Origin of the sequence: Amycolatopsis japonica (assembly GCF_000732925.1) — a bacterium.
Lineage (GTDB): Bacteria > Actinomycetota > Actinomycetes > Mycobacteriales > Pseudonocardiaceae > Amycolatopsis > Amycolatopsis japonica.
This window is the reverse complement of record NZ_CP008953.1, coordinates 6222538-6243524: the sequence shown is the minus strand read 5'-3', so window position 1 is coordinate 6243524 and position 20987 is coordinate 6222538. Positions and strand designations below refer to the sequence as shown.

Sequence of the window (20987 nt, the reverse complement as noted above, 5' to 3'; positions counted from 1 at the left end):
TCCACCTACCTGGGGGTTCGATGGGGAGAAAGGGAGCTGCGCAGCGTTTAGAGAGTTACCGGCAAGTTAAGTAACTCGTCAAGAAATCTCCGTTCCCATACGCGGGGCGTCACGGAACTGGGAACGGAACCCACCGAAAATCGGCATCAAGCGCCCGTACGGGACGGGTCGTGCTACTCAGGCGGCGAGCCGGGCGGCGGCGACGTCGTAGCGGTCCAGGACGAGCCCGGCGATCCGCGGATCCGGTCCCAGCGGCCCGGCGACGATCACCGACGGGTCGGCTTCGCGGGCCAGGCGCGCGATCCGGTCCGGCAGCAGCCCCGGCGCGAGGAACCAGCCCGCGACCGCGAGCCGCTGTGCGCCGTTGAGCCGCAACCGCGCGATGGCGGCCGGCACGTCCGGCTGCGCGGCACTGGCGAAGGCGGGTGTCGCGAGCAGTCCGCGCCGCAGATGCCAGCGGGTGGTGATCCCGGCGACGGCGTCGTTCGCCGCCACGTTCGACGAGCCGACACCGGCCAGCAGGACACCGAGGCCCGGGTCGTCCAGATCGGCGCCCGCGTCGGTGAGCCTATCCAGCGCGACCGTCTCGATGAGCGGGTCGATGCCCAGTACCCCGGAAACCCGCACGTCGAGGCCCGGGCAGTCCGCGGTCGCCTCGGCGACGAGCGCGGGCAGATCGACCCGGGCGTGGTAGGCCACGCCGAGCAGGAGGGGCACCACGACGACCTCGCGGTGCCCCTCGGCGTACAGGCCGCGAAGGGCATCGGTGAGCAGCGGCTCCGAAAGATCCAAAAAGGACTCGCGGATGTCGAGGCCCGGTGCCAGCCCGCGGGAGACGTCGAGCAGGGCGCGGATGGTCGCGGCGGACCGCGGATCGCGGCTGCCGTGGGCGACGGCGAGAAGGGGTGGCGTCATGCGAACCTTTCGCCGACGAGTCCGGCGGCGAGGGTGTCGCCGTCCTTCGGGTCGATGACCAGGAACGCGCCCGTCCGCGGGCTGACGCCGTAGTCGTCCACGCCGATCTCTTCGGCCAGGCGCAACGTCACCCGGCCGATGTCGTTGAGCTCCAAGGTCGCCGGATCGTCCACACTGGACAACGTCTGCTCGTCGAAACGGGCGTGGAGTTCGCCGACCAGGGCCTGCACCGTCCGCGTTCCGTGCTTCACCAGCACCCGTGCGCCCGGTTTGAGCGCCTTGGCCGAGAGCCAGCACAGGGTCGCGGTGATCTCGTCGGTCACCGTCGGCTGCCGGTCGGCGGCGGCGATCAGGTCACCGCGCGAGATGTCGACGTCGTCGGCGAGCAACAGGGTCACCGAGGTGCCCGCGCCGGCTTCGGCGAGCGGCCCGTCGGCGGTGTCGATGGCCTCGACCCGGCTGCGGATCCCTTGCGGGAGCACGACGATCTCGTCACCCGGCCGCACGGTGCCCGCCGCGATCTGCCCGGCGTACCCGCGGTAGTCGGGATGGTCCGCCGTGCGCGGCCGGATCACGTACTGCACCGGGAAGCGGAACGCCGAATCGTGCGGATCCGGCGCCACCGGAACGGTTTCCAGATGCTCCAGCAGGGTCGGGCCGGAGTACCACGGTGTCTTGTCCGACTTCTCGGCCACGTTGTCGCCCACCAGCGCCGAAACCGGCACCGCGAGCACGGAACCCCGTTCGTAGCCCAGGGACGCGGCGTGCTCGGCGAACTCTTCGGCGATCACGGTGAACGTCGCTTCGTCGTAGCCGACGAGGTCGATCTTGTTCACCGCCAGCACCAGGTTCGGCACGCCCAGCAGCGCGAGCACCGCGGCGTGGCGGCGGGTCTGCTCGATGACGCCCTTGCGCGCGTCGACCAGCAGTACGGCCAGCTGCGCGGTGGACGCCCCGGTCACCGTGTTCCGCGTGTACTGCACGTGGCCCGGCGTGTCCGCGAGCACGAAACTGCGCTTCGGCGTCGCGAAGTACCGGTACGCCACGTCGATCGTGATGCCCTGCTCGCGTTCCGAGCGCAGGCCGTCCACGAGCAGCGAGAGGTCCGGAGTGGACAGTCCTTTGTCGACACTGGCGCGGGTGACCGCGTCCAGCTGGTCGGCGAGGACGGATTTGGTGTCGTACAGGAGCCGCCCGACCAGGGTCGACTTCCCGTCGTCCACACTGCCCGCGGTCGCGAGCCTGAGGAGGCTGGACATCAGAAGTACCCTTCCCGCTTGCGGTCTTCCATCGCCGCCTCCGACATCCGGTCGTCGGCACGGGTGGCGCCGCGTTCGGTGAGCCGGGAGGCCGAGACCTCGGCGATGACCTCGTCCACCGTGGCGGCGGTCGATTCGATGGCGCCCGTGCACGAACCGTCGCCGACGGTCCGGTAGCGCACGGTCAGTTCCCGGACGACCTCGTCCGGCCGCGGCCCGCCCCACGGACCTTCGGCCAGCCACATGCCGTCGCGCTGGTAGACCTCGCGCCGGTGCGCGTAGTAGATCGACGGCATTTCGACCTTCTCCCGCGCGATGTAGTTCCAGACGTCCGCCTCGGTCCAGTTGGACAGCGGGAAGACGCGGACCTGCTCGCCAGGGCGGTGACGGCCGTTGTAGAGGTTCCACAGTTCCGGTCGCTGCCGACGTGGCTCCCACTGGCCGAAAGCGTTGCGCAGGCTGAAGATCCGCTCCTTGGCGCGGGCGCGTTCCTCGTCGCGGCGCCCGCCGCCGAAGACCGCGTCGAACTTGTTCTCGGCGATCGTGTCGAGCAGCGGCGTGGTCTGCAGCGGGTTGCGCATCCCGTCGGCGCGCTCTTCGAGCCTGCCGTCGTCGATCCAGTCCTGGACCTTCGCCACGACCAGCCGGAGCCCGTGCTGCTCGACCACGCGGTCGCGGAAGTCGATGACCTCGTCGAAGTTGTGCCCGGTGTCGACGTGCAGCAACGGGAACGGCACCGGGGCCGGCCAGAAGGCCTTGATCGCCAGGTGCAGCAGGAGCGTGGAGTCCTTGCCGCCGGAGAAGAGGATCACCGGCCGGTCGAACTCACCCGCCACCTCGCGGAAGATGTGGATGGCCTCGGATTCCAGCGCCGCCAGATTGTCCTGGGCGGCGTCAGCGGCCGGTTCGAGCGTGGTCATTTCGTCCCTTCTCACCCGTGCAGGCCGCATTCGGTCTTGCCCTGCCCGGCCCAGCGGCCGCTGCGCGGGTCCTGGCCCGGAGCGACCTTCGCGGTGCACGGCGCGCAGCCGATCGACAGATAACCGATGGACACCAACGGGTTCTCGAGGATCCCGTGTTCGCTGATGTAGCCGTTGAACTCGTCGTCGGACCACGGCGCGATCGGGTTGATCTTCACCAGCCCGTTGCGGTCGTCCCAGGTGACGATGGGGGTGTTCGCGCGGGTCGGCGCGTCGACGCGGCGGACGCCGGTCACCCACGCCGAGTACTTCGCGAGCGTGTTCCGCAGTGGCACGACCTTGCGGAGGTGGCAGCACTGGTTCGGGTCGCGTTCGTGCAGTTTCGGGCCGTAGTCCGCGTCCTGTTCGGCGACGCTCTGTTCGGCTTCGGCGTTGACGATCCGCACGCCCGGGTACACCGCCTGCACCGCGTCGCGGGTGCCGATGGTCTCCGGGAAGTGGTAGCCGGTCTGCAGGAACAGCACGTCGACGTCGGGTTTGACCTGGGTGGCCAGATCGATCAGGACGGCGTCCTGCATGTTCGACGCGACGATGAAGTCGTCGCCGAAGGTCTCCGCGGTCCAGCGCAGGGCCTCGGTCGCGGTCGCCTCCGCGAGCTCCTTCGAGGCTCGTTCGGCGAGTGTCTTGTAGTCGGCAGTGGCGGTCATCCTTGCGACACCTCCGGAAAGGACAGTCCGAGGAACTTCACGGTGAAGACCCGGCGGCAGCCCGAGCACAGCCATGAGCCGCCTTCCTCCGGCCGGAGGTCTTCATCGCCACAGAAAGGGCAGTAGTACGGGGTCGCGCGTTCGGTCATTGCAAGACGCCTTCGTCGGCCCGCAGGACCCACTGGGCGAACCGCTCGCCGGGTTCGCGGCCGGCGATGTACGCCCGCACGACCCGCTCGACGTACGCGGTCAGGTCCGAGGCGGTCACCTTGTGGCCGCGCAGTTTCCGGCCGAACCCGGCGTCCAGGCCGAGCCCGCCGCCGAGGTGCACCTGGAAGCCCTCGACCTGCTTGCCGTCCTCGTCGGTGACGATCTGGCCCTTGAGCCCGATGTCGGCGGTCTGGACCCGGGCGCAGGAGTTGGGGCAGCCATTGAGGTGCACGGTCACCGGGTTCTCGATCTCGGCCTGGATGTCGGCGAGACGTTTCTCCAGGTCGGTGACCAGTTCTATCGCGCGGGCCTTCGTCTCGACGATGGCGAGTTTGCAGAACTCCAGGCCGGTGCAGGCCATGATCCCGCGCCGCCACGGCGAAGGCTCGGTCTGCAGGCCGAGCTCGGCCAGTTCGGTTTTCAGCCCGTTCACCTCGGCCTCGGGGACGTCGAGGACCACGAGCTTCTGGTGCGGGGTGAGGCGGACGCGGTTCGACCCGGCCCGCTCGGCGGCCTTGGCGACCGCCAGCAGGGTGGCACCGGAGACGCGGCCCGCGACCGGCGCGGCGCCGACGTAGAACTTGCCGTCGATCTGCGGGTGCACGCCGACGTGGTCGATCTGGGTGGCGGGCACCTCGGGAGCCGGGCCGTCGGTCAGCTTGCGCTTGAGGTACTCGTCTTCCAGCACCTGACGGAACTTCGCGGCGCCCCAGTCCTTCACCAGGAACTTGATCCGCGCACGGGCGCGCAGCCGCCGGTAGCCGTAGTCGCGGAAGACGCTGATCACGCCTTCCCAGACGTCCGGGACCTCGTCGAGCGAGACCCACGCGCCGAGGCGCTGCCCGATCATCGGGTTGGTGGACAGGCCGCCGCCGACCCAGACGTCGAAGCCCGGGCCGTGTTCGGGGTGGTTCACGCCGACGAAGGCGACGTCGTTGATCTCGTGCGCGACGTCCTGCTGCCCGGAGACCGCGGTCTTGAACTTGCGCGGCAGGTTCGAGTAGCGGGGGTCGCCGATGTAGCGGCGTTTGATCTCGTCGATGGCGGGGGTGCCGTCGATGATCTCGTCGGCGGCGATACCGGCGACGGGGGAGCCCAGGATGACGCGCGGGCTGTCGCCGCACGCCTCCATCGTGGTCATCCCGGCGTTCTCGAGCTTCGACCAGATCGTGGGGACGTCCTCGATCTGGATCCAGTGGTACTGGATGTTCTGCCGGTCGGTGATGTCGGCGGTGTCGCGGGCGTGGGTCTGCGAGATCTCGGCGAGCACGGCCAGCTGCTCGGTGGTCAGCGCGCCGCCGTCGAGCCGCACCCGCAGCATGAAGTAGCGGTCGTCGAGCTCTTCGGGCTCCAGCGTCGCGGTACGGCCGCCGTCGATCCCCGGCTTGCGCTGGGTGTAGAGACCGAACCAGCGGAACCGGCCGCGGAGGTCACCCGGGTCGATCGAATCGAAACCGCCGCGGGCGTAGATGTTCTCGATCCGCGCCCGGACGTTGAGCGGGTTGTCGTCCTTCTTGGACCGCTCGTTGGGGTTCAACGGCTCGCGATACCCCAGTGCCCACTGTCCCTCACCCCGTTTCTGTTTGACCCGGGGCGTACGGGCAGGGGTCTCGCGCGTGGGCGACGACATGGGAATCCTCCGGCTGATCGTGGTGGTGGCGGGGAGTCAGCGGTTCGTCGCACAGAGCGCGCTCGCCACACGACGGAGGTCCACGTGGCGGCGTGCCACGAGGCTGATTCCGGCGCGGGTCATTCATTCAGCGTGCCACGCGCCCACTATGTGGTCTAGGCCGGTCCGAATACTGGGAACAGTGTCCGAAGGCGACTGTTTTCCCTGGTCAAGGGCATGCTTCGCGGGTCAATCCCGGGTTCGCGGCCCGGCATTGTGACGCAGAACGCGCGCGGCTCACGAGGGCAGTACGCGGTCCACGATGATCCGGATGACCTCCTCGTCGGTGACGTCCGCGAGCACCTCCGGAAGGGTGAGCCGTTCGACGGTGAGCCCGGTCAGCGCGAGGTACATCAGCAGCACTTCGGCCCGCCCGCCCGGCATTCCCGCCGCAACGTGCCAGTCGACGCTCATGTCGATGCCTTCACGGACGGTCTTGGTCAGTGCGGCCGAGAGATCCGGGCGCCGGGTGGCTTCGAGCCGGAGCTCGAGCAAGGCGAGGTAGGGCTCCCGATGGCCGGTCAGCCGTCCCATGAGCTCGCCGAGCAGGACCCCGACCCGGTCGTGGGACGGCGACTCGGCCTGCGGATTCGCCATCACCTCGGCCGGCGCCGACAGCCGCTCCTGTACCCGGACGCCGACCTCGCCGAGCAGCTGGTCCCGATTGCGGAAGTAGTTCGACGTCGTTCCCGGCGGCACGTCCGCCTCGACGTCCACGGCGCGGTAGGTGAGGCCGCGTGCGCCCTCGCGGGCGAGGACGGTGATGGCGGCGTCGGTGAGCGCGGTCCGGCGCTCCGGGTTCTGTCGCATCGGGACATTCTCCTTGCCTCAGTCAAACCACTATGTCTATAGTACTACGCATCAAGTGGTTCGAACTGGGAGGAACACCGGATGCAACTCAACGGTTTCGGCGCCTGTGTGGTCGTCGAGGACATCGCCGAGACCACCGCCTGGTGGAAGCGGCACCTGCAATTGACGGTGACGATCGAGCTGGACTGGTTCTCCAGCCTCAACGCCGGAGTGCCGGGTTACGAGATGAGCTTCGTGAAGCGCGGTCACAAGGCCACGCCGGCGCCGTGGCGGGCGCAGGAAGCCGCCGGATCGATGGTCGGGTTCATGGTCGAAGACGCCGCGGGCGAGTACGAGCGCCTGCGCGTGGAGGGGGTCAAGATCGTGACGGAACTCGTGGACGAGGAATTCGGCCAGCGGCACTTCTACGTCGAGGACCTGAACGGCTTCCTGATCGACATCATCGAGGCCATCCCGCCGTCCGCGGAGTGGCTGGCCGCTAACGGGCTGGCTTAATACCGCTTCGGGTGAGTGGGGCCGCGCGGGGCCGCCGTCGCCGCTAGCTTCGGTCTCCGATCCACAGAGGACGGAGGAGTTGCGCATGCGCCGATGGGTGGTCGCCGCGATGGTGCTGGCGTCCCTGCTGATCCCGGGTACCGCTTCCGGGGCTCAGCAGGGCTGCAGGCTGGTCTCGCCCGAGGAAGGGGCAGTGCTGCACAAGGGCGACTCGTACCGGTTCGAGGCGGTCGGCTGTTCGCCGGGCGCCCGGGGACACCTGTCCCATACGGTGCTGGTCGAGGTCGCCATGAGCCGCGACGCCGTCGCGGACGAGCACGGCGACTGGTCGGTCGACCACGTGGTCAACGACTACTCGCTGAACATGGAGACCCTCGTCTGGGTGCGGTTCGACGACGGCACCCGGTCGACCTCGGTCAAGGTGCGCATCGCCGACCGATGACGCGTTCCGTGAAGGCCTCTTTCCCCCGGGAAGGAGGCCTTCACGGCGTGGGGGACACTGGGGTGTGCCCGCGTTGCTGCCCGAAACCACCACGCCCGTCGAATCCGCGCTTCCCGAGAGCGCGCTGGAGGGGCTCGGCACGCGACCGTTCGGCGTCTACGTGCACGTCCCGTTCTGCGCGACCCGGTGCGGCTACTGCGACTTCAACACCTACACCGCCGGAGAGCTGGACAGCGATTCGTCGCCGCAGTCGTGGCTCGAAGGCCTCAAGCGCGAGTTCGACCTGGCCGCGCGTGTGCTGAAGGCGCCGCCCGCGGTCGACACCGTCTTCGTCGGCGGCGGCACTCCGTCTCTTCTCGGCGCAGACGGGCTCCGAAGCGTTCTCGACGCCGTTCGCGACACCTTCGGGCTCGCGCCGGACGCGGAGGTGACGACCGAGTCCAATCCGGAGTCCACCTCGCCCGAGTTCTTCGCGGGCATCCGTGACGCCGGATACAACCGGATCTCCCTCGGGATGCAGTCGGCCGCGCGGCATGTGCTGAAGATCCTCGACCGCGTGCACACCGCCGGCCGTCCGGTCGCGGCAGCCGAGGAGGCGCGCGCCGCCGGATTCGACCACGTCAACCTCGACGTCATCTACGGCACGCCGGGGGAGCGGACCGAAGATCTCCAGGCTTCACTGGACGCGGTGCTGGCCGCCGGTGTCGACCACGTCTCGGCGTACGCGCTGATCGTCGAAGAAGGCACCGCGCTCGCCCGCCGCATCCGCCGCGGCGAACTGCCCGCGCCGGACGACGACGTCCTGGCCGCCGATTACGAGATGATCGACCGCGTCCTCGCCTCGGCGGGGTTGCGCTGGTACGAGGTGTCCAACTGGTCGACTTCGGAGGAAGCCCGCTGCCGGCACAACATCGGGTACTGGCGCGGCGGCGACTGGTGGGGCGCCGGGCCGGGCGCGCACAGCCACGTCGGCGGCGTCCGCTGGTGGAACGTCAAGCATCCGGCCCGCTACGCCGCGTCCCTCGCGGCCGGTAAATCACCGGCCGCGGGCCGTGAATTGCTCACCGACGAAGACCGGCATCTGGAACGCGTGATGCTGGAACTCCGGTTGTCCGAAGGGCTCCCGCTCGACGCGCTCGACGACGACGGCCGGGCCGAAGCCCGTGCCGCCGCCGCCGAGGGATTGCTGGATCAGTCCGCTTTGGACGGTCAGGGCCGTGCGGTGCTGACCGACCGCGGGCGGTTGCTGGCCGACGGTCTGGTGCGCCGGCTCACCTGAGCCCCAGGGCTCGGTCGGCCTGGAGTGGGAGAGTGCGTTGCGAAAGCCACTTTCGCAACGTTGAAGGTTGCGAAAGTGGCTTTCGCGACACGTGCCGGCCGACTTAGGGGTCGTAACAGAATGATCTTGGGGTGTGGTTTGATGCCGTGTCTCGGTGATCGTCTGTGAGGGGTGGGCTGGTGGGACAGCGGCGTCCGTGGGAGGTCGATGACGGTCTGTGGGAACGGATCGAGCCGTTGTTGCCGAAGGTGGAGCGTCGGTTCAGGCATCCGGGGCGTAAGCGGTTGGACGACCGCAAGGCGTTGTGCGGGATCATGTTCGTGCTCTATACCGCGATCCCGTGGGAGTTCCTGCCCCAAGAGCTGGGTTATGGGTCGGGTATGACGTGCTGGCGTCGGTTGCGGGATTGGACCGAGGCCGGGGTGTGGCAGCGGTTGCACGAGCTGCTGCTGGCGGAGCTGCACGCGGCGGGCCAGCTGGACTGGTCACGGGCAGCCGTTGATGGATCGCATGTGCGGGCGTTAAAAGGGGGCCGAAAACCGGCCCCAGCCCGGTCGATCGAGCCCGTGTCGGGTCGAAACACCATGTGATCACCGACGGAACCGGTATTCCTTTGGCGGCCACCCTGACCGGCGGGAACCGGCACGACGTCACCCAGCTGATGCCGCTGATCCACGCGATCCCAGCCGTGCGGGGCCGCCGTGGACGGCCCCGCCGGCGGCCACAACGGCTCTACGCCGACCGCGCCTACGACCACGACAAGTACCGCAAGCTTGTCCGCGCCGCGGGAATCACACCTCTCATCGCCCGCCGAGGCCAGGAACACGGCTCCGGCCTCGGCGTCCACCGCTGGGTCGTCGAGGGCGCCTTCGCCCTGCTGCACTGGTTCCGGCGGCTACGCATCCGCTGGGAGATCCGCGACGACATCCACGAAGCCTTCCTCACCCTCGGCTGCGCCATCATCTGCTGGCGCAGACTCAAAGCCCACTCAATCTGTTAGGACCCCTTATGCCTCGCGCGAGGGGGAAGCGAGCCCCAGCGCCCGGTCGACCCATCGGCCCACCGGCAGCGCCACCACGACCGCCGCCAGCGCCAGATGCACCAGCATGAACAGCACCGCGACCGGGACACTCGGCGGCCCGCCGAGGAACACGATCATATGCGAGGCCCATTTGAGCTCGGTCGGTTTCGTCCCGGCGGACCAGACGTCGTTGAGCGCCCAGAACGTCAGGTCGTTCGCGCCCGAGATCACCACGAGGATCGACGCGACACCGGCCTTGAGCACGTTCGCCGTCCGCCCGCCGCCCAGCCGGTACGCCATCAGTCCGAACAGGACGATGAACGTCACGATGAACAGCTCGAACTGGTACACCGGCTGGAAGGCGTCCTCGTCGGTGGCTGCGTTCCTGGCGAACGCCTGGATCCGCATGATCAGCTCGGTGTCCAAATAGGACATGTAGACGAATACCGCGAGCACGATCAGCGCCGGACCCCCTTTGGTGCGGGGGAAGAGCGCCACCGTGACGACCGCGAAGACGAACGGGCACAGCTTGAACGCCCAGTCCGCGACGTTGTCCAGTGTCTGGTCCGGCGGCAGGATCACCATGATCAGCAGTGCGGTCACCACGGCCGGGACGGCGGCCACCAGCCACAGCCATTTGCGCCGCCGGTAGAGCGCGGGGATCCAGCCGTCGGTTTCGGGCAGGGTGGCGGTCACAGGTCGTCCTTCTCTGCCCAGAACGGCCCGAGGGCGAGGGCGTCGACGTCGGTCTTCAGGTAGCAGGCCACCGCGTCGGCCGGGCTGGCGACGATCGGTTCGTTGTTGTCGTTGAACGAGGTGTTGACCACCATCGGCACGCCGGTGAGCTTCTCGAACTCGCTGATCATCCGGTAGTACAACGGGTTGTCCGTTTCGGTCACCGTCTGCACGCGGGCCGTGCCGTCGACGTGCGTGATGGCCGGGACCTCGTCGCGTTTGTCCGGCAGGACGTCGAACACCAGCAGCATGACCGGCGACGGGTAGTCGCTGACGAACCAGTCGCCCGCGCGTTCCGCCAGGCACGACGGCGCGAACGGCCGGAAAGCCTCGCGGTGCTTGACCTTCTCGTTCATCCGCGTCTTCGAGTCGGGGTCGCGCGGGTCGGCCACCAGCGAACGGTTGCCGAGCGCGCGCGGCCCGCATTCCATCCGGCCCTGCACCCAGCCGATGATCTTGCCCTCGGAGATCTTCTTCGCCGTGTGCGCGGCGATGTCGTCGACCTTGGTGTAGCGGACCCCGGCGTCCTGCAGCGCGAGCTCCATCTCCGCCTCGGTGTAGTCGGGGCCGGTGTAGGTGTAGCCGTCGCGAGGACGGGGCTTGCCGTACTTGCCGACCGACACCTCCAGCGCCGAACCGAGCGCGCAGCCGTCGTCGGCCGCCGCGGGCTGGGCGAAGAAGTCCTCGAACGGGGTTTCCAGCAGGATCCGCCCGTTCATCACGCTGTTCAGCGCGACGCCGCCCGCGACGGACAGCCGCCGCGACCCGGTCTCCCGCTGCAGCCAGCGCGCGATGTGCAGCCCGGCCTCTTCCAGGGTGACCTGCAGCGCGTAGGCGATGTCGCAGTAGTGCTGCGGCACCGGGTTCTCCGCGGTGACCCGGGTCTTGGGCCGCGCCGGACCGAACAGGTCGGTGAACTTCTTCGCCATCACGTGCTTGCCGGTGCGGTGGTGCCCGAAGAAGCTCAGATCGAGCTCGTACCCGCCGTCGTCGTCGAGGTGGATCAGCTGCTTGAACGCGTCGACGTAGGTGTCGTTGCCGAGCGGGGCCAGCCCCATGATCTTGCCTTCGTCACGGGTGGGGTAGAAGCCCAGATAGCCGGTGACGCCCGCGTACATCGCGCCGAGCGAATGCGGGAACTTGATCCGCCGGATGTCGATGATCCGGTTTCCCTTGCCGTGCCCCAGATAGGTCGCGGTGCCGTCGCTGCCGATGCCGTCGAAGGTGAGCACCGCCGACTCTTCCCACGGCGAGATGAAGTAGCCGCTGGCGGCGTGCGCCTTGTGGTGGTCGACCAGATGCGTCTTGAACTTCGTCGGGCCGGTCCAGCCCACGGCCTCCTTCACGTCGCGTTCGAGGGTGAAGGACCGCTTGATGTGCGCGAGCACGGCGCCGCCGACGTGGTAGTCGTCGACCCCTTTGCCGCCACCGGTTTTGAACGTCTCCACCATGCCCGCCGACGAGCCGCCCTCGTCGCCGTTCTGGTTGCGGAACACCTCCAGCGTGGCCGGGAAGTACTTCGCGAACACCTTCGCCGCGTGGATGCCCTCACGCCAGCGCTGCCAGTAGTAGGCGACGTGGTCGACGTCGGCGAGGGTGATCCCGCCGCGCTCCAGGCAGAACTTGATCGCCTCCGCGGGGAAGTCCCCGTCGTGCTTCTTGCGGGTGAAGCGTTCCTCTTCGGCGAAAGCGATGATCTCGCCGTCGCGCACGAGCGCGGCCGCCGAGTCGTGGACCCTGCTGATTCCCAGTACGTACATGTTCCTTCTCCAGTGCGACGTTCAGAGTTCGGGGTGGTGGCGGCGCAGCAGCCGACGGAGGACGGTCGCCCGGACACCGATGGCGAAGACGAGGGCGGCGAATCCGCCGACCGGTCCCATCGCCGGGACGAGCGCGGCGGCGGCCAATGGGGTGGCGACCAGCCCGGCGATCGAGGCCGACGCTGTGAGCGTGAGGACCTTGCTGTTGGTGTTTTCGATCAGGAAGCCCGCGTAGAGCCGGACGGCGAACAGCACCGTTTCGACCAGGACGAAGACGCCGAGGACCACGTACGCGCCGACGGTGTCTTCGGCGGTCAGCACCGCGCGGGCCGCCGGGATCGCGAGGGCGATCCCCACCAGGACGAGGAACGCGAGCGCGCCCCGTTCGACCAGTTTCAGCAGTTCGACCGCACGGGACCGGCCCGCCGCCGCCCCGCCACCGCGCAGCCGCGCCGAAATCGCCGGCTGGTGCACGCGAAGCTGATAGAACAGCAGCGAGCAGAACGCGCTGCTGGCCAGCAAGGCGACGTAGAACGGTCCACTGTCGACGGTCCGCCCGGCCAGCGCCAGCACGCCGAACACCGTCGACGTCGCGAGGACGTCCAGCACCTCGGTCAGCCCGAGCAGCACGGTGGTCCGGCCGAAGGCGGGCAGGAGCCGGTGCCCGTCGACCCTCTCCACCCGCAGCCATTTCTTCGGCAGCAGCGCCGCGGAGACGCCGAGGATGAGCAGGATCCCGCCGAGCAACAGGCCGAGATGCGTCAACGGCGACCAGCGGACGAACCAGGTCCCCGTCGTCACCGCACCGACCACCAGCGCGCCCGCGGTGAACGCCAGAGCGTCCAAAGTGGACTTTCCAGTGAACCGATGCAGGCCCGACACGGTCATCAACAGGCCGCCGGAGATCGACCAGCCCGCGGCCGTCAGGTACAGCGCGGCGTCCGAATCCGGCGCGACGATCAGCGCGACCGCCATCGCCGCCAGTACCACCAGCACCGGGACGACGGCGACGCGGACGGCCAGCGCCGCGACCGCGTCCCGCGTCATCCGCAGGCGCGGCAGGCATTTCAACGCCGACTTCTCCGCCGCCGACGGCACGAAGTTGAGCCACGTCATCAGCCCGAGCGCGGTGGCGAACCGGCCGTAGTCGTGCGCGCCCCACGCGGTGACCAGCACCAGGCCCATCGCCTGGATCGCCAGCCGGAACACGCCCCGCCCGGCGAGCAGGCGAAGGACCATCGACGGCTTCGGCGCCGCGATGGACGCGGTGCCGGCGCCGGTGAGCGAAGTGCCGGTCAAGGGAGCGGTACCGCCGCACCCTGCTCGTCGAGCAGGAACTTCAGCGTGCCGCGCAGTTCGTCCTCCGCCGCGAGCACGTCGGGCACGGTCGGCGCCGAAAGCACGGCGTACCCCATCTTGTAGCCGGCCTGCTCGTACGGTTTGACGTAGGAGTCCTCCTCCGCGAACAGTTCCAGGTTGTGCACCGCGGGCATGGCGCGGACCTCGTCGACGCCCTCGATGCGCACGATCCGGCCGCCGCGGTCGGAGGCGAGGATGTGGATGAGCGTCGGCCGCGGGTCGCGCGGGGAGAGCACGACCTCGCCGCCGGTCGCGGCGGCGATCCCCGCGGCGATCAGGTCGACGCCGGTGCTGTGCTCGATCGCCTCGGCCAGGCCGTTCCCGCCCATCCGGGCGCCCATCTCGATGAGATAGAACTTCCCGTCCCGGCCCAGGACGGCGTCGAGGGTGAGCGGTCCGGTGCGGTAACCGAGTTCGGCGCACAACGCGGCCAGCATCACCGGCAACGCGCGGTCGAGGGCCGGCGGCAGTCCGGCGGGCAGCAGGTGCGACGCCGTCACGAAGAACGGCGGCGGTGTCAACGTGCGCCGGGTGACCGCGTGGAACACGATCCGGCCGTCGACCGCGAGTGCTTCGATCGTGTAGTGCGAGCCGTCGAGGTGTTCCTCGACGACCAGCTTGCCGGACGGTGAGAACGCGAGGGAGTCGGAGAACGCGGTGGTGAGGCCGCCGGGGCTCGCGCAGGAGACGACACCGCGGCTGCCGGAGGAGTCGACCGGTTTCACCAGCGTCGGGAACCGCAGTTGCTGCGCGGCGAGCGCGAGGTCCGGGCCGGGCTTCCCGCCGACGCTGCGGTAGGTCGGCAGACGCAGCCGGTCGCAGAGTTCGCGGAAGACGGACTTGTCGACGGACGCGGCGACGGCGGCTTCGGGCAACGGGTCGGGCAGGTTCCAGTGCCGGGTGAGCCAGGCGAGCGCGGGCAGCCCGACGTCGCTGGCCGGGCAGAGCACCCCGGCGATGTCGTCCCGTCCCTCGAGCGCCGCCGCGATCTGCTCCGGCGCGCGGACGCTGACCTGGACGAACTCGTCGGCCAGCGCCACCGCGGGCGCGCTCGCGCGGACGTCCACGCAGATGGTGCGGAAACCGAGCTCCCGCGCCCGGTGATACGTGCTGACCGAACCGTCGGCGCCGCCCAGGATCACCAGGCTCCGTACCGCCGCCGTGTCTTCGGTGTTCTTCACTCCCGCTTGCCTTTCCCCAGGATGGATCTCGGCCATGGCCGAGGCGTAGAGCCGGTCGTCCTCGTCGACCGGGAAATTGGCTTCCCTGATGTAGAACTGCCGTGGCCGCGCCTGCCCCGCGCCGACCACGACCAGGTAGCGGACGGACAACGCGAGCACGGTCAGCAGCACGGAGAACATGACGAACGTCAGCGTCGACGCGGCGGTGAGCCCGAGCAGCCCGGTGGCGGCCGCGATCCCGGCGAGCACCGAGAGCCCGGCGGTCAGCACCGCCGTGGTCGAGGCCATCGTCGTCAGCCGCCGGGTGAAGCCGACGAACAACTCGATGGCGTGCGAGGAAAGGAAGCCGAAGCCCACTTTGGACTCACCGCGTTCGCGGGCCCGGTGTGCCACCTGGACGGTGGTGTAGCGGCTGGTCAGCCTCGGCACGGTGGCGAGGAAGTACGGGGTGCCCAGCCGGAGATCGACGATCTTGCGCGCGAGCTCCGTGCGCACCAGGCGGAACGCCGTCGCGCCGGGCGGGATTTCGATGCGCAGGACGCGGCGGCCGACGAAATGGAACGCGGCGGTTCCCCACCGTCTTAGTAAGGGATCTTGCCTATTGGTGCGTACACCGAAAACAGCGTCGTTGCCCGCCTCGGCGGCCATGATCAATTTCTCGACCTCGGAGGCCGGGAACTGTTGATCGGCGTCCATGTGCAGGAGCCACGGTTTCCCGGCGTACCGATAACCGGCGGAAAAGGCCGCTTCGAACCCGAAGTTCCGGGTGAAGGACAGGTAGCGCACCCGGGGGTCGGTGTGCGCGAGCGCCCGGATGACGTCCAGGGTCCCGTCCGTGCTCCCATCGTCCACATAGAGCAGTTCGAGGGGGAGATTTCCCAACTCGGCGACGATCTCCCGGTAGGAGGGCTCGACGTTGTCGACTTCGTTGAAGCACGGGACGACTACGGTGAGTCCACTTTCCACCGGTCCGGGGGTCGACCGGTTCATCTGTCGAATCCCTGCGGTGAGTGCGCTATTGTGTTCGTAGCGTCACGCGTTGTGTTTTCACGGTTCATGAGTCCCCTTGGCCCCAGGCGTCCGGCAGGTCGTGCCGGCTCGAAAGTTCCCGTGTTATAGGCAGACTCGCTTTGCTGCCGCTAGCGGAATCCGCAAGTTCGTCCTTTCAGCTCAGTCGAAAAGGTGGGAAGTCGGGCGAAAACCGGATGAATCCGACGCGGGGTATTCCCAAACCGCCGGCGATGACGCAGGCTTGCGCGCCATGTGGACTGTGGGGGTGAATGCTGCCTGGCGGGCCGCCTATCGGCGGTCGGTGCGGTCGGCCTTCGCGACGGTGCCGTTCTACCGGGAACGCTGGGCTCTGGACGGCAGAACGGATCCCGTGCTGGTGCCCGGTCGCACCGGGACGGATTCGGGTGCGGCGCCACTGGCCGACGCGGTGCACAAGATCGTCGATCTGGTACCGCTCGCCGGTGGGGCGCAACGGATCGAGCCGAGCCGGGGCCTGGGCCCCGTGCTGCGTAAGGCACGTTCGGTGAGCGGGGACGCGCTGGTCGTCGTGCTCGGCGGGGACGGGACGCGGCCGCCGTCGGACCTGCCGCGCGGAGTTCGTTGCTGTGTGGTGGATCCCGACGTCCCGGCGCCGAGCGTGCTGGCGGAAGTGTCCTCCGCGCTTCGCCGCGGCCGTCGCGTGCTCGCGGTCGGCGACGACAAGCAGCTGGCCGTCTTCACTGCCGCCTTGCCTGAAGACCGTGCGTACCGGGTCGAATCCGTACCGCGACGGGAACTGGACACAATGGACACCGGCCCGTACGGGGTGCTCCACGATCCGGCGCTGGGGTATCTGGGCGCGATCGAGGAATGCGGCCGCTGGCACCTCGACTGGCAGCGTGTCTACGCGCGCCCGACGACCGGCGGACTCGCGTTCACGCTGCTGCGCCAGGATTCCCCGCGGTTCGTGGACGTGCTCCCGGCAGGCGGCGTCCGTGGTGAGATCGCGCCGTGCCCGCGACACGGGACGCCGGTCGTGCTCACGTGAAGACGGGTTTCCACGATCCCCGCACCGATCCCGTTCCCGTCGGCTGGCCGGAGTTCTTCCGCGCCGCCCGCCTGCATCCGGTGTGGGACTACGACCTGATGGGGCTCGACGCCTGGACCGCGCGGAACCCGCCGGTGCTCGCCACCGTCTCGGACGGTGCCAAGATCCTCGCGGCGTTTTCGGTGCTGGTGTGCCGTCCACGGCTGCGATACCGCTTCGCGCCGACACCGGGACACCGGTTGCTGCGCCCGTTCTGGGCCGAGGTGTGCCAGCCCTGGCTTAGCGGCTACCCGGGGCTCGCGTTCGCGCCGGAGGTCGCCGCCGCCGATCGTCGTCCGCTGATCCGGGACTTCGAACGGTCCCTGCGCCGGAGGTTCGGCCCCGGCCTGCTCGGAGTGCTGTACCGGGCGTTGGGGCAGGATTTCGCGCAGGACCTCCAGGGCCGTGGGCGGCTGGTGAAGGCCGTCGATTCCGTGGCGGTGCTGGAAAACCGTTTCGCTTCGGAAGACGAATGGATCGCCTCGCTGCCCAAGTCGCGGCGGGGCGGGCTGCGACGGCAGCGGCGCCGGATCGCCGACGATCCGGGTGTGGTAGTCGTCGGTGGTGCCGGCCGGGAGGACCTCGACAGCGCCGAGGTCGCGACCCTCATCCAGGGGCATCGCGACCGGCACGGCAAGCTCCCGCTCGACACCAGGACGCCGCCTTCCGCCGCGTTCCTGCACCGGTTCCTCCGGCGGCCGGACGTGCACACGCTGACCTACACCGGCGCGGACGGCAGGCTGCTCGCGGTGAACACGTTGCTCGATCATCCGGACAGCCCGGCGAAACAGCATTGGGGCACCCTGCCGGTGGACGAAGGCGGGCGGCAGGGACTGCTGTTCGACTCCTACATCCACGCCATGCGGTACGCGACGCGGCGCGGGGTCAAGGAGCTCACCGCCGGGCGCGGGCTGCCCGAACTCAAGGCCACGCTGGGTTTCCGGGCGCGCCCCGTGTACGCCGCGGCCGTGCCGAGACCGGTACTGGGATGGTGACGATGAAGGTGGCGGCGAGGAACACCGTGTTCGAGGCCGAGGTGCTCGATCCGAGGACCGCGGCCGAACCCGAGGGCTGGAGCGGCTTCCAGCGGCGGGCGAAGCTGTGGCCGGTCTGGGAGTACGACGTCCTGCGCCGGGAAGCCTGGATGGCGAAGAACCCCGCGGTGCTCGCGGTGCTGCGCCGGAACGGGACGATCGTCGGCGCGTTCACCGTGATGGTGTGCCGGAGCTGGCGCGCGGGCGACTTCGCACCGTTGTCCGTCCTCGGTGGACGGTTCCGCCCGCGCTGGGCCGAGGCCTACCTCTGGCAGCTCAGCGGCTATCCCGCCGGGGTGCTCGACGAGCGGCTCGACGAGGCCGAGCGGCGGGAGGTGGTGCGCCGGTTCGAACGGGCTTTATGCGCCCACCTCGGTCCGGGACTGCTGGGCTTGATCTATCGGGCGATGAACCCGGAGCTCCTCCCGGCGCTGGAAGGCCGGGGCCGGATGTCCCGGGAGATCGACCCGGCCGCCGTGCTGATCAACGAGTACTCCACTGTGGACGATTGGGAACGGGTGCTCGGCGACGAGCCCCGGAAGACACTGCACGAGCTGCGGGAAGACGGGGACCTGCGCACCGAGGCGGCCACCGCCCGCCGGGACCTGGACTGCCACGAACTCGCCGTCCTGCTCAACGCCCACCGGAGCAGGCAGGACGACCGGGCCTGGGCGGGCGGGCAGCGGTCGCGGTTCGGCGGGCTGCACATGGACACCCGGAGCCCGATCGCACCGTCCTATCTGGACGCGTTGATCCGTCGCCCGGACGTCGTCACCCGTACCTACCGTGACGGATCCGGACGGCTGCTGGGTTTCGGCACGCTGTTCGACGCCGACGACGGATGCGCGCTGCACCAGTGGGCCGCGCTGCCGAGCGCGGCAGGCGGACGGAAAGGGCTCTATGTCGACTTCTACGCCAGGGGAGTGGAACACATGATCACGCATCGGCGCCCCGAACTGACCGCAGGCCGGGCGATGCTGGAGAACAAGACCCCGCTCGGCTTCGGCACCAGGTCCCTGGTGTCGGTCGCCGTACCGAGACCGGTGCTGGGCCGATGACCTGGGACGTGCGGGTGCTCGACCCGCGGACCGATCCGGAACCCGAGGGCTGGTCCGGATTCCTCGACGCGCAGCAGGCCCCGGTCCCGTGGGACTACGGTTTGCTGCGGGTGGAATCCCGGTTTTCGCCCAGCCCCACCGCGCTCACCGTGATCAGCGACGGCGGCGAGATCGTCGCCGCGGTGCTGGCGATGCTGTGCGCCCCGATCTCCCCGTCAGGTCCCGGTGCCGTGCGCGGTATGGCGCGGCTGGGTCCGCGCTGGGTCGAGGTGCAGCACGCGTGGCTTTCCGGATACCCGCCGTGGTTGTTCGCCGACGGCCTCGACGCGGCCGACCGGCGGGAGATCATGCGCCGGTTCGAGCGGGCCGTCGGCCGCTTCACCGGGCCGGGCTGCCTCGGCGTCGTCTACCGCACCGTCCCGCCGGAGTCGCTCGACATGCTGGCCGGACGGGGCAGGCCCGTTCGCGACACGATGCCGACGTCGGTGCTGGAGAACCGGTTCGTCGACGTCGACGGCTGGCTGGCGTCCCTGCGCCGCAGCAGGCGGCTGAGCCTGCGCGGCCAGTCGAAGAAGATCGCCGCCGACCCGGATGTCGTGGTCCGCACCGAAGCCGGCCGCACCGACCTCGACGCGCTGGAACTGGCCACCATGCTGCGGGAGCACCGCGAGCGGATGGGGCCGGTGAAATTCGACCGGCGCGGTCCGGTCACCGCCGAATACCTCGGTGAACTCGTGCGCAGGCCGGATGTCATCACTTCGACCTACCACGACGGCGAAGGCAGGCTGCTCGCGTTCACCAACGTGCTCGACCACCCCGTCGCGCCGCTGCACCAGCATTGGGCCGCGCTCGCCCCGGAGGAGGGACGCCCGAAGCACCTCTACTTCGAGGCGGTCGTCCGTAACGTGCGCTACATGATCGAGGGCAACCGGAAATCCCTGTCGATGGGCCGGGGCCTGACCGACCTCAAGGCGACGCTCGGTTTCCAGCCGGTCCCGCTGCTCGGGGTCATCGTGCCGAGACCGGTGACGCGATGGTGATCGAGGTGCTGGACCCCCGCCGTGACCCGGAGCCCGTGTACTGGAAGTCGTTGCGGGGCAAGGCGGGACTGCGCGCGGACTGGAGCTGGGAGGTGCTCACCGCCCAGGCGTGGGCAGCGCGCACCGAACAGCCGGTCACGGTCCTGCTCGAAGACGGCGAACCGCGTGGCGTGGTCAGTTCCGCGTGGGTCACCGGGCTCACCCGGCGGCACCGGTTCGCCCGCACGGCGGGGCGGGGGCGGCTCGGCGGGCTCGACGTCCGCTCCCCGGGCTCGGGAGCGTTGCCGGGCTGGTGGTTCGACGGCGAGGACGACGACGGCGGCGTCGGCAGGCTGCTGGACACCTTCGTCCCCGCCATGCGCGAGGAACTCGGGTTCGGCCTGCGCGCGCTGCTGGTGCGCCAGGTCGGCGAGTCCGGAGTGGACAGTGTCCGCGGCGGGCCGAAGATGGTGCGCCGCACGGAGGACGTCGCCGTCCTCGACGTCACGCCGTTCTCGAGCCGGGACGACTGGATGCACTCGCTGGCCAGGAAACGCAAACAGAACCTGCGCAAGATCTTCCGCACCTTCGACGCCGATCCGTCGCTCGAGGTGCGCGTGCGCCCGGGCGCCGAGGCCGATTCCGTCGAGATCGCGGAACTGCTGCGGTACAACGAAACCAAACATCACGACGTGCCGATCGTGCCGCTGCCGGCGTTCGTGGGCTATCTCGGCAGGCTGCTGCGGCAACCGGACGTGCAGGTCATCGAGTACCGCGAGACCGCCACCGGCCGGGCGGTCGCTGTCGCGACCCTGCTCGACCACCCGACGCTGCCGGTCGCCCGGCACTGGGCGGCGCTGCCGCGGGAACTCGGCGGACGGCCCGATCTCTACTTCCACTTCTATGGCGAAGCCGTGCGCTGGGCGCTCGAAGCCGGGCGGCCGCAGGTGGTGTTCGGCAAGAAGATGTCCGAGATGAAGGCCTCGCTGGGGGCGCGTCTGGTGCCGCAGTACGCGGCCGCGGTCGCGCTGCTCTGA

At 69.4% G+C, this 20987-nt stretch carries 21 protein-coding genes; 9 read left to right on the top strand and 12 right to left on the bottom strand.

Annotated features, from left to right (window positions below):
* Nucleotides 1–177: 177 nt before the first annotated feature.
* The 8 genes from AJAP_RS28940 to AJAP_RS28910 all read right to left on the bottom strand — a co-directional run bounded on the left by AJAP_RS28940 (nucleotide 178) and on the right by AJAP_RS28910 (nucleotide 6490).
* Nucleotides 178–915, bottom strand: coding sequence for a sirohydrochlorin chelatase (locus AJAP_RS28940; RefSeq protein ID WP_038517153.1), 738 nt, complete (start codon nucleotides 913–915; stop codon nucleotides 178–180).
* On the bottom strand, nucleotides 912–2174 hold the full coding sequence (locus AJAP_RS28935; RefSeq protein WP_038517152.1) for a sulfate adenylyltransferase subunit 1: 1263 nt from the start codon (nucleotides 2172–2174) through the stop codon (nucleotides 912–914). Before AJAP_RS28935 ends, AJAP_RS28940 begins: the two co-directional genes overlap by 4 nt.
* On the bottom strand, nucleotides 2174–3094 hold the full coding sequence (gene cysD / locus AJAP_RS28930; RefSeq protein ID WP_038517149.1) for a sulfate adenylyltransferase subunit CysD: 921 nt from the start codon (nucleotides 3092–3094) through the stop codon (nucleotides 2174–2176). The genes AJAP_RS28935 and cysD overlap by 1 nt, the downstream gene beginning before the upstream one ends.
* A gap of 11 nt (nucleotides 3095–3105) precedes the next feature.
* Nucleotides 3106–3801 carry a phosphoadenylyl-sulfate reductase gene (locus AJAP_RS28925; RefSeq protein ID WP_038517146.1) on the bottom strand — a complete coding sequence of 232 codons (696 nt, stop codon included), beginning with the start codon at nucleotides 3799–3801 and terminating at the stop codon, nucleotides 3106–3108.
* Complete coding sequence (locus AJAP_RS28920) at nucleotides 3798–3950, bottom strand: eL43 family ribosomal protein (protein ID WP_034316341.1); 153 nt, start codon at nucleotides 3948–3950, stop codon at nucleotides 3798–3800. The genes AJAP_RS28925 and AJAP_RS28920 overlap by 4 nt, the downstream gene beginning before the upstream one ends.
* Nucleotides 3947–5641, bottom strand: a complete 1695-nt coding sequence (locus tag AJAP_RS28915) for a nitrite/sulfite reductase (protein WP_038517142.1) — start codon at nucleotides 5639–5641, stop codon at nucleotides 3947–3949. Before AJAP_RS28915 ends, AJAP_RS28920 begins: the two co-directional genes overlap by 4 nt.
* Nucleotides 5642–5677: 36 nt before the next feature.
* Nucleotides 5678–5764, bottom strand: a complete 87-nt coding sequence (locus AJAP_RS45380; protein WP_350573702.1) for a putative leader peptide — start codon at nucleotides 5762–5764, stop codon at nucleotides 5678–5680.
* 153 nt (nucleotides 5765–5917) lie between these two features.
* Nucleotides 5918–6490, bottom strand: coding sequence for a TetR/AcrR family transcriptional regulator (locus tag AJAP_RS28910; protein ID WP_038517139.1), 573 nt, complete (start codon nucleotides 6488–6490; stop codon nucleotides 5918–5920).
* Nucleotides 6491–6571: 81 nt separating this feature from the next.
* Between AJAP_RS28910 and AJAP_RS28905 the strand changes: the two genes are divergently transcribed.
* From AJAP_RS28905 to AJAP_RS43185, 4 genes are all read left to right on the top strand, one after another.
* A complete protein-coding gene (locus tag AJAP_RS28905) occupies nucleotides 6572–6985 on the top strand; it encodes a VOC family protein (protein WP_038517136.1) in 414 nt (137 codons plus the stop codon).
* An 85-nt stretch (nucleotides 6986–7070) separates the two neighbouring features.
* Nucleotides 7071–7427 carry a hypothetical protein gene (locus AJAP_RS28900; protein ID WP_038517134.1) on the top strand — a complete coding sequence of 119 codons (357 nt, stop codon included), beginning with the start codon at nucleotides 7071–7073 and terminating at the stop codon, nucleotides 7425–7427.
* A gap of 64 nt (nucleotides 7428–7491) precedes the next feature.
* The gene (hemW, locus tag AJAP_RS28895) at nucleotides 7492–8706 is read left to right on the top strand and encodes a radical SAM family heme chaperone HemW (RefSeq protein WP_038517132.1); all 1215 of its coding nucleotides are present in this window, start codon (nucleotides 7492–7494) and stop codon (nucleotides 8704–8706) included.
* Nucleotides 8707–8885: 179 nt separating this feature from the next.
* Nucleotides 8886–9706 (top strand): IS5 family transposase gene (locus AJAP_RS43185; protein WP_407639383.1). Its coding sequence is split into 2 segments (ribosomal slippage): nucleotides 8886–9240 and nucleotides 9240–9706, totalling 822 coding nucleotides; the frame shifts between segments, so codons are not numbered across the junction.
* Nucleotides 9707–9712: 6 nt separating this feature from the next.
* Here the strand turns inward: AJAP_RS43185 and AJAP_RS28880 are convergent.
* The 4 genes from AJAP_RS28880 to AJAP_RS45260 are packed head-to-tail and all read right to left on the bottom strand — an operon-like array spanning nucleotide 9713 to nucleotide 15752.
* Nucleotides 9713–10423: a hypothetical protein gene (locus tag AJAP_RS28880; RefSeq protein WP_038517129.1), complete on the bottom strand. Its 711-nt coding sequence runs from the start codon at nucleotides 10421–10423 to the stop codon at nucleotides 9713–9715.
* Nucleotides 10420–12222, bottom strand: a complete 1803-nt coding sequence (locus AJAP_RS28875; protein WP_038517127.1) for a carbamoyltransferase family protein — start codon at nucleotides 12220–12222, stop codon at nucleotides 10420–10422. Before AJAP_RS28875 ends, AJAP_RS28880 begins: the two co-directional genes overlap by 4 nt.
* Before the next feature lie 21 nt (nucleotides 12223–12243).
* The gene (locus AJAP_RS28870; protein ID WP_038517124.1) at nucleotides 12244–13521 is read right to left on the bottom strand and encodes a hypothetical protein; all 1278 of its coding nucleotides are present in this window, start codon (nucleotides 13519–13521) and stop codon (nucleotides 12244–12246) included.
* On the bottom strand, nucleotides 13518–15752 hold the full coding sequence (locus tag AJAP_RS45260) for a glycosyltransferase (protein WP_038517121.1): 2235 nt from the start codon (nucleotides 15750–15752) through the stop codon (nucleotides 13518–13520). The genes AJAP_RS28870 and AJAP_RS45260 overlap by 4 nt, the downstream gene beginning before the upstream one ends.
* 322 nt (nucleotides 15753–16074) lie before the next feature.
* Between AJAP_RS45260 and AJAP_RS28860 the strand changes: the two genes are divergently transcribed.
* From AJAP_RS28860 to AJAP_RS28840, 5 genes are read left to right on the top strand one after another with little or no spacing between them, the layout of a single operon-like run.
* Complete coding sequence (locus AJAP_RS28860; RefSeq protein WP_038517118.1) at nucleotides 16075–16800, top strand: hypothetical protein; 726 nt, start codon at nucleotides 16075–16077, stop codon at nucleotides 16798–16800.
* On the top strand, nucleotides 16797–17834 hold the full coding sequence (locus AJAP_RS28855) for a GNAT family N-acetyltransferase (RefSeq protein WP_038517115.1): 1038 nt from the start codon (nucleotides 16797–16799) through the stop codon (nucleotides 17832–17834). The genes AJAP_RS28860 and AJAP_RS28855 overlap by 4 nt, the downstream gene beginning before the upstream one ends.
* The gene (locus AJAP_RS28850) at nucleotides 17828–18931 is read left to right on the top strand and encodes a hypothetical protein (protein WP_038517113.1); all 1104 of its coding nucleotides are present in this window, start codon (nucleotides 17828–17830) and stop codon (nucleotides 18929–18931) included. Before AJAP_RS28855 ends, AJAP_RS28850 begins: the two co-directional genes overlap by 7 nt.
* Nucleotides 18928–19971 (top strand): hypothetical protein, encoded by a 1044-nt coding sequence (locus AJAP_RS28845; protein WP_038517110.1) that lies wholly within the window; start codon nucleotides 18928–18930, stop codon nucleotides 19969–19971. Before AJAP_RS28850 ends, AJAP_RS28845 begins: the two co-directional genes overlap by 4 nt.
* Nucleotides 19965–20987: a GNAT family N-acetyltransferase gene (locus AJAP_RS28840; RefSeq protein ID WP_148311590.1), complete on the top strand. Its 1023-nt coding sequence runs from the start codon at nucleotides 19965–19967 to the stop codon at nucleotides 20985–20987. The genes AJAP_RS28845 and AJAP_RS28840 overlap by 7 nt, the downstream gene beginning before the upstream one ends.